The following is a 6,938-nucleotide window of genomic DNA, read 5'->3' on the forward strand; positions in this document are numbered from 1 at the left end:
GATCGCGCGGTTCCTCGAGCGCACGCTGGCCTGATCGGGCGGGGCCGCCTCACTCCGCCCCGCCCCGGACATGCGGCGGGGGGGGGGCGGGGGGGGGGGGGGGGGGGCGGGGCCCCCCCCCCCCCCCCCCCCCCCGCCGGTCGGAGCCGGAGCCGCCCCGCCCGGGGGCTACTTGACCCAGACGTCGATCGGATAGGTCGAGCCGATGAAGCCGACTCGTACGCCGCCCAGACCGGGGCCGTACAGGGTCAGTTGGCGCCGGTACACGAACGGCACCACCGGGGCCTCGGCCATGATCTTCTTCTCCAGGTTCGACCATTCCTTGCCGGCCGCCACGACGTCCGACATCGCGGTGATGCGGTCCATCTCGGTGCTCATCGCCGGGTTGTTGTAGAGGCTGTAGACGGAGCCGTCGTCGATGATCTTGCGGCCGTCGAACTTGGCCGGGAGCACGGTGGCGGCGCTGGGCCAGTCGGCACCCCAGCCGGACCAGTACAGGTCGTACTTGTTGTCCATGCGGCCGATCTCGGTGTAGTAGCTCTTGTCGTTGATCGGCTGCGGAACCACCTTGAAGCCGGCCTGTTGCAGGGCCTGGACGATGGTCACCGAGACCTGCTCCCACAGCGGGGTCTGGTTGTACGCGTAGGTGATGCTGGGGTTGGGGGTGCCGGACTCGGCGAGCAACTGCTTGGCCTTGGCCGGGTCACCGGTGTTCGGCACACCGGCCAGGTCGAAGGGTTCGAAACCGAGCACCGTCGCGCCCATCAGTGTGGTGGCGAACTCGCCGTACGCGGGGCCGCCCAGGATCTGCCGCACCTGTTCCTTGGGGAACGCCGCGATCAGCGCCTGGCGTATCTTCGGATTGGTCTGGCGCCGGTTGTTGATCTCGAAGTACTCGGTGTACGGGGTGGCCGCGTCCGCCGTGCGAGCCTTCAAGTCCGGTGTGGTGAGCACCTGTTGGGCGACCTCGCGGCCGACCGCGACGCGGAAGGTCATCGCCGTGCGGTCACCACCGTTGGCCGCGATCAGCCGCTCGTTGATCTGCTGGTTGGACGCGCCGAACTCGAACTTCCACTGGTCGGGGTAGGCGTGCCGGACCGCGTCGGTGTTCGGGTCCCAGTGCTCGTTGCGGACCATCGTCATGGACTTGTCGATCTCGCGGGTGGAGATCTTGTAGGGGCCGCTGGAGAACGGGCGCTTGTCGTATTCCAGTTTCGTGTCCTTGGCCCGCGGCACCGGGGTGCTGGTGTGCATCGCCACCGCGAACGGGAAGTCGCCGCGCGGGGCCGGGAGCGCGAAGGTGATGGTGCGCGCGTCCGGGGTCTTGATCGCGTCCAGTTCGCGGCCGGCGTAGGGGCCGTCGTACACCGAGCGGAAGTCGGCGTTGCCGACGAGCCATTCCTGGATCCAGGTGGGGCCGCCGGTGATCTCCTTGGCGAACGAGCGCTCGACGCCGTACTTGACGTCCTGCGCGGTGATCGGCGACCCGTCCTCGTACTTGAGCCCGTCCTTGAGGGTGAAGGTCCAGGTCTTGCCGCCGTCGGGGCTGGTCCCGGTGTCGGTGGCCAGGTCGCCGACCAGGGTGGTGTGGTCGCCTTCCTGCTTGTACGTGGTGAGCTGACGCGAGATCAGCAGTTCCGCCGTCTGCTCGTGCGAGACGTAGACGCGGGCCGGGTCCAGGTGGTTGAAGTCGGCGCGCTCCAGGACCGTGGCGGTGCCGCCGGGCTTGGCACCGGGGAGTTCCTTGGCCGGGCCCTTCGACTCGGCGGCGGCGCCGATCGACACGGCGCGGACCTGGGCTTTGGGGGCGCCCTTCCCGGGCTCCTTGTTGTCCGGGGTGCCGCCGCCGCCGGAACAGGCGGCCGCGCCGAGGGCGAGGGTGAGCGCGGCGAGCGCGGTTCGGGTGAGGCGAGTGGGTCTGCGCCGAGGGTTCATGGTTCCTTCCGAGGGTTGCCGTGCGAGTGCGGTGTGGCGAAGGGACCGGCGCCGGACGCGACGTCGGGGGCTCAGCGGTCGCTCTTGGGGTCGAGTGCGTCGCGGACCGAGTCGCCGAGCAGGTTGAAGGCGACGACGAAGACGAGCATCGAGATGCCGGGGACGCACATGTAGGTGATGTCGGTCCGGTAGACCTCGGCGCCCTTGAGCAACATCCGCCCCCAGTCGGGGGTGGGTTCGACCATGCCCACACCCAGGTAGGACAGGGCGGCCTCGGTGGTCACGTACGCGGGCACCGCCATCGACGCGCTGACCAGGATCGGTGTGACCAGGTTGGGCAGCAGCTCGCGCAGCACGATGCGGCCGGGCGAGGCGCCGATCACCCGCGCCGCCTCGACGTATTCGCGAGCGCGCAGCGAGAGCACCTGACCGCGCAGCAGTCGGGCCACCGAGGCCCAGCCGAACGCGGAGAGCACCGCGACGATGACCGCCCCGCGCAGCAGCGGCGACATCTGCTCGCCCGGGCGGGTCAGCAGCGAGGTGACCACCGGGGTGAACGCGATGAAGAACAGCGTCGCCGGGAAGCTGAGCATGACGTCGATCAGTCGGCCCACGAGGAAGTCGGTACGTCCGCCGAGGTAGCCGGCGGTCACTCCCACCAGCACGCCGAGCACGGTGACGATGGCGACCACGGCCAGCGAGATGAGCAGCGAGGTGCGGATGCCGTACAGGAGTTGGGTGAGCACGTCCCGGCCCAGGCCGGGTTCGAGGCCGAGCCAGAACTCGCCGGACATGCCGCCGTTGGGTGCGATCGGGAAGCCGAACTCGTTGAGCAGGCCGGGCCGGTTCTGGCCGTAGGTGGTGTAGGGGTCGTGCCCGTACCACCGGGCGAACAGCGGTGCGCCCAGGCCCGCGACGACGAAGACGGCGACGACGTAGGCGGCGACGATCCCGGTGCGGTCGCGCCGGAAGCGACGCCAGGCGAGTTGCGAGGGGCGCAGCCCGGTGGGGGCGGTGCCGACGGCGGGCGAAACCTGATCCGCCGGCGGATCCGTGGGGGGCGCGAGCGTGGTCATGGTGGCGGGCCTCTCGGGAGGCGGCGGGGTGGGGTGGTTGGTGGGGAACTCTGCCCACGGGCGATGCAATGGTCAAGGTTTGCAACGTGTCACATTTGAGGTGCGACATTGTATTTGCATTCCCTTTACCATTCACCTGCGGTTTTACCGCTTCCCTCGTTTGCCGATGCGATCGAAGTCGGGTCTGGCGGAACCGTAAAGCAATGTGACATTGTACTGAGGTGGCCACGGTGGAAACGTGTGCCACCACCGCGATGCCCGCCACCGCCGACGGCGACCACGACGTCCCCGTCGCCGTCACCACTGCCATCGACACCCGAGGAGCCCCCGTGTCCGGCCCGATCCCCACCGACCACATCCGCCGGCCGTGGCGCGGCCTGATGGTCGCCACCACGCTGCCGCTGCGCGCGGACCTGAGCATCGACTACGACGCCTTCGCCGACCACGTGCGCGGGCTCGTCGACGCGGGCTGCGACGGCGTCGTGCCCAACGGTTCCCTGGGCGAGTACCAGGTCCTGACCGCCGAGGAACGCGCCGAGGTGGTCCGCGTCGCGGTCGAGGCCGTGGGCGGCGACCGGGTGATGCCCGGCGTCGCCGCGTACGGCTCGGCCGAGGCGTGCCGCTGGACCGAGCAGGCGGCCCGGGCCGGCGCCGAGGCCGTCATGCTGCTGCCGCCGAACGCCTACCGCGCCGACGATGCCGAGGTGCACGCGCACTACGCCGACGTGGCCTCGGTCGGCCTGCCCGTCGTCGCCTACAACAACCCGTTCGACACCCGGGTGGACCTGGCCCCCGAACTGCTGGCGAAGCTGCACGCCGACGGCCACATCGTCGGCGTCAAGGAGTTCAGCGGCGACACCCGCCGCGCCTACCGCCTCGCCGAACTGGCCCCCGGCCTGGACCTGTTGGCGGGTGCCGACGACGTGCTCCTGGAGCTGGCCGTGGCCGGTGCCAAGGGCTGGATCGGCGGATTCCTCAACGTCCTCCCCCACTCCTGCATCGAGCTCTACCGCGCCGCCGTCGCCGGCGACCTGCCCCGGGCCCGGGAGTTGTACGACGTCCTGCACCCGCTGCTGCGCTGGGACACCCGCACCGAGTTCGTCCAGGCGATCAAGCTGTCCATGGACGTGGTCGGCAAGCCCGGCGGCCCCTGCCGTCCGCCCCGCCGGCCACTGAACGCCGAGACGCGGGAAAGCGTCCGGCTGGCGACCGAGCGGGCCGTCGCGGCCGGATTGAGCTGAACCGGCCCCGCCGCACCCACCCGACACGACGCCGACTCCCGCCGGGCCGTCCGGCCGACCGATCGTCCGATCGGCCCGGCCCCGGCCCCGGCCCCGGCCCCGGCCCACCGTCACCGAACGCGCCCGGATCACCGCCCCCGGCGGCCCGGTCGATCCACCGACCCCTTCCCGAAGGGCTTCCCGCCGTGACCACCACGTCCGCCGCACCACCGGTGCGCAGCCACAACCCGGCCGACCCCGACGAACTCGTCGCCGAGGCACCGGCGGTGTCCCCCGCCGACGTGCACAGCGCCGCCGAACGCGCCCGCGCCGCCCAACGCGATTGGTGGGCGGCCGGGGCCTCGGCCCGTTGCGCCGCGCTCGGCGCCGCCGCCGACCGACTCGCCGACACCGCCGACACCTTCGCCGACCTGATCGTGCGCGAGGTCGGCAAGCCGATCGGCGAGGCACGGGGCGAGATCGCCCGCGCCATCGCGATCCTGCGCTACAACGCGCAGCAGGTCTACGACCCGGTCGGCTCGGTGCACGAACCCGCCTCGGGCCCCGGCCTGCTGCTGACCCGACGTCGACCGTACGGCCTGGCCGGGCTGGTGACACCGTGGAACTTCCCGCTGGCGATCCCGCTCTGGAAGGCCGCGCCCGCGCTCGCCACGGGCAACGCGGTACTGCTCAAGCCCGCCCCGCAGGCGCTCGGCTGCGCGCTGCGCCTTGCCGAACTGCTCGACGCGGTGTTGCCGGCCGACCTGTTCACCGTGCTGCCGGGCGAGGCCGCCACCGGTGCGGCCGTGGTCGAGGCCGCCGATGTGGTCTCGTTCACCGGTTCGACCGCCGTGGGCCTGGACGTGGTCCGCGCGGCCACCGCGCGAGGGCTCCCCGTACAGGCCGAGATGGGCGGGTGCAACGCCGCGCTGGTCCTGCCGGACGCCGATGTGCGGTCCACCGCCGCGCAGTTGATCGCGGCGGCCTTCGGCTACGCGGGTCAGAAGTGCACCGCCACCCGGCGGATCATCGTGGTGGGCGATCCCGATCCGCTGCGCGAGGCGCTGGACGCCGCCACCCGGGCGCTGCCGGTGGGCGACCCGGCCGACGCCGCGACGGTATGCGGGCCGGTGGTGACCGAGGCGGCACGCACCCGGGTGCGCGCCGCGCTCGACTCGGCGCTCGCCGCCGGCGGCCGGGTGCTGACCGCGGGCCGCGCGTACGACGGCGCGGGATGGTTCGCCACCCCGACCATCCTGGAGCGGGTGCCGACCGGCCATGCCGCGCTCCACGAGGAGATCTTCGGCCCCGTCGCGGTCCTGCAACGCGCGAGCGACCTGGATCGGGCCATCGAGCTGGCGCGGGCCGTGCCGCACGGCCTGGTCGCGTCGGTGCACACCCGCGACCTGGACGCCGCGCTCGCCGTGGTCGACCGGATCGACACCGGCCTGGTCAAGGTCAACGCGCCCACCACGGGTGTCGACTTCCACCTGCCCTTCGGCGGAACGAAGGCCTCCAGTCACGGGCCGCGCGAACAGGGCCGCGCCGCGGCGGACTTCTACACCGCCACCCGCACCGTGAGCCTGCTGCCGGCGAATCCGACGGGCGCTGCGTGAGCACGCGGGAGCACGCGGGCGCCGCGATGCCGGGGCACCGGGACATGGCGCGTCGGGGACGGAACGGGGAGGTGGTGGGCACAATGCCGAACAGACTGTAACATTGCACATTGCACAGGTTTCGAGGTGCACCCGGCCTCGAGGAAGGACACCCGATGAGAGCGCACGCCGAAGTGCCGACCGAGCCGACCGGCGAGACCACCGCCGCGGCGAACACGCTGGAGCGGCCCCTGGATCTGCCGTTCGTGCAGGAGCGCCGCAGCCTGCGCGACCAGGTGACGCACGCCCTGCGCGCCGCCCTCATCGCCGGTGAGCTGCGCCCGGACGTCATCTACTCGGCGCCGAGCCTGGCCGCCCAGTTCCGCGTCTCGGCGACCCCCGTGCGCGAAGCGATGCTCGACCTGGTCAAGGAAGGTCTGGTCGAGGTCGTCCGCAACAAGGGCTTCCGGGTCACCGCGCTGTCCGGTCGCGACCTCGACGAGTACACCGAGATTCGGTCGATGATCGAGATCCCGGTCGTCGTGGGCCTGGCCGAGACCGCCGACCCCGCCGCGCTGCAGGCGCTGCGCCCGGTGGCCGCCGCGATCGTGGCCGCCGCCGAGCGACGCGACCTGATCGGCTACCTGGAGTCCGACCGGCAGTTCCACCTCGGCCTCCTCGAACTCGGCGGCAACCAGCGCCTGGTCGAGGTCGTCGGCGACCTGCGCAAGCGCTCGCGCCTGTACGGACTCACCCAACTCGCCGAACGCGGCGCGCTGGTGGCCTCCGCCCGCGAACACGAGGAAATCCTCGACCTGTTGCTCGCCGGGGACGGCGAGGGCGTGCGGGCGGCGATGAGCGAACACCTCGGCCACATCCGCTCGCTCTGGTCCGACCCGGCCCACGAGCCCGCGCCCGGGTCCGGATCCGCACCCGAGTAAGGCGCGTCGTCGGGGGGGGGGGGGGGGGGGCGCCCCCGGGGGGGCCCCCCCCCCCCCCCCCCCCCCCCCCCCCCCCCCCCCCCCCCCGGGCGGGGGGGGGCCCCCCCCCACGCCACCGACCCGGCCTCGAAGTCGCCCAGCCGTGGCCCGCCGGCGACCACCACGATGAAC

General features: G+C 72.4%; 5 protein-coding genes. 3 read left to right on the top strand and 2 right to left on the bottom strand.

Features of this window, described 5'->3' with window-relative positions; all coding sequences use genetic code 11:
* Nucleotides 1-168: 168 nt before the first annotated feature.
* Both ACIBSV_RS19980 and ACIBSV_RS19985 read right to left on the bottom strand, forming a co-directional pair.
* Entirely contained in the window at nt 169-1,935 is a 1,767-nt protein-coding gene (locus tag ACIBSV_RS19980; protein WP_395864734.1) for an ABC transporter substrate-binding protein, read from the bottom strand.
* A 71-nt stretch (nt 1,936-2,006) separates the two neighbouring features.
* A complete protein-coding gene (locus tag ACIBSV_RS19985) occupies nt 2,007-3,011 on the bottom strand; it encodes an ABC transporter permease (protein ID WP_395864736.1) in 1,005 nt (334 codons plus the stop codon).
* Nucleotides 3,012-3,391: 380 nt separating this feature from the next.
* Between ACIBSV_RS19985 and ACIBSV_RS19990 the strand changes: the two genes are divergently transcribed.
* From ACIBSV_RS19990 to ACIBSV_RS20000, 3 genes are all read left to right on the top strand, one after another.
* Nucleotides 3,392-4,252, top strand: coding sequence for a dihydrodipicolinate synthase family protein (locus ACIBSV_RS19990; protein ID WP_395865268.1), 861 nt, complete (start codon nt 3,392-3,394; stop codon nt 4,250-4,252).
* A 185-nt stretch (nt 4,253-4,437) separates the two neighbouring features.
* Nucleotides 4,438-5,847 carry an aldehyde dehydrogenase family protein gene (locus ACIBSV_RS19995; RefSeq protein ID WP_395864738.1) on the top strand — a complete coding sequence of 470 codons (1,410 nt, stop codon included), beginning with the start codon at nt 4,438-4,440 and terminating at the stop codon, nt 5,845-5,847.
* 155 nt (nt 5,848-6,002) lie between these two features.
* The gene (locus ACIBSV_RS20000) at nt 6,003-6,767 is read left to right on the top strand and encodes a GntR family transcriptional regulator (protein WP_395864740.1); all 765 of its coding nucleotides are present in this window, start codon (nt 6,003-6,005) and stop codon (nt 6,765-6,767) included.
* The last annotated feature ends 171 nt before the right edge of the window (nt 6,768-6,938 follow it).

The sequence above is a fragment of the Embleya sp. NPDC050154 genome (assembly GCF_044460165.1).
GTDB lineage: Bacteria > Actinomycetota > Actinomycetes > Streptomycetales > Streptomycetaceae > Embleya.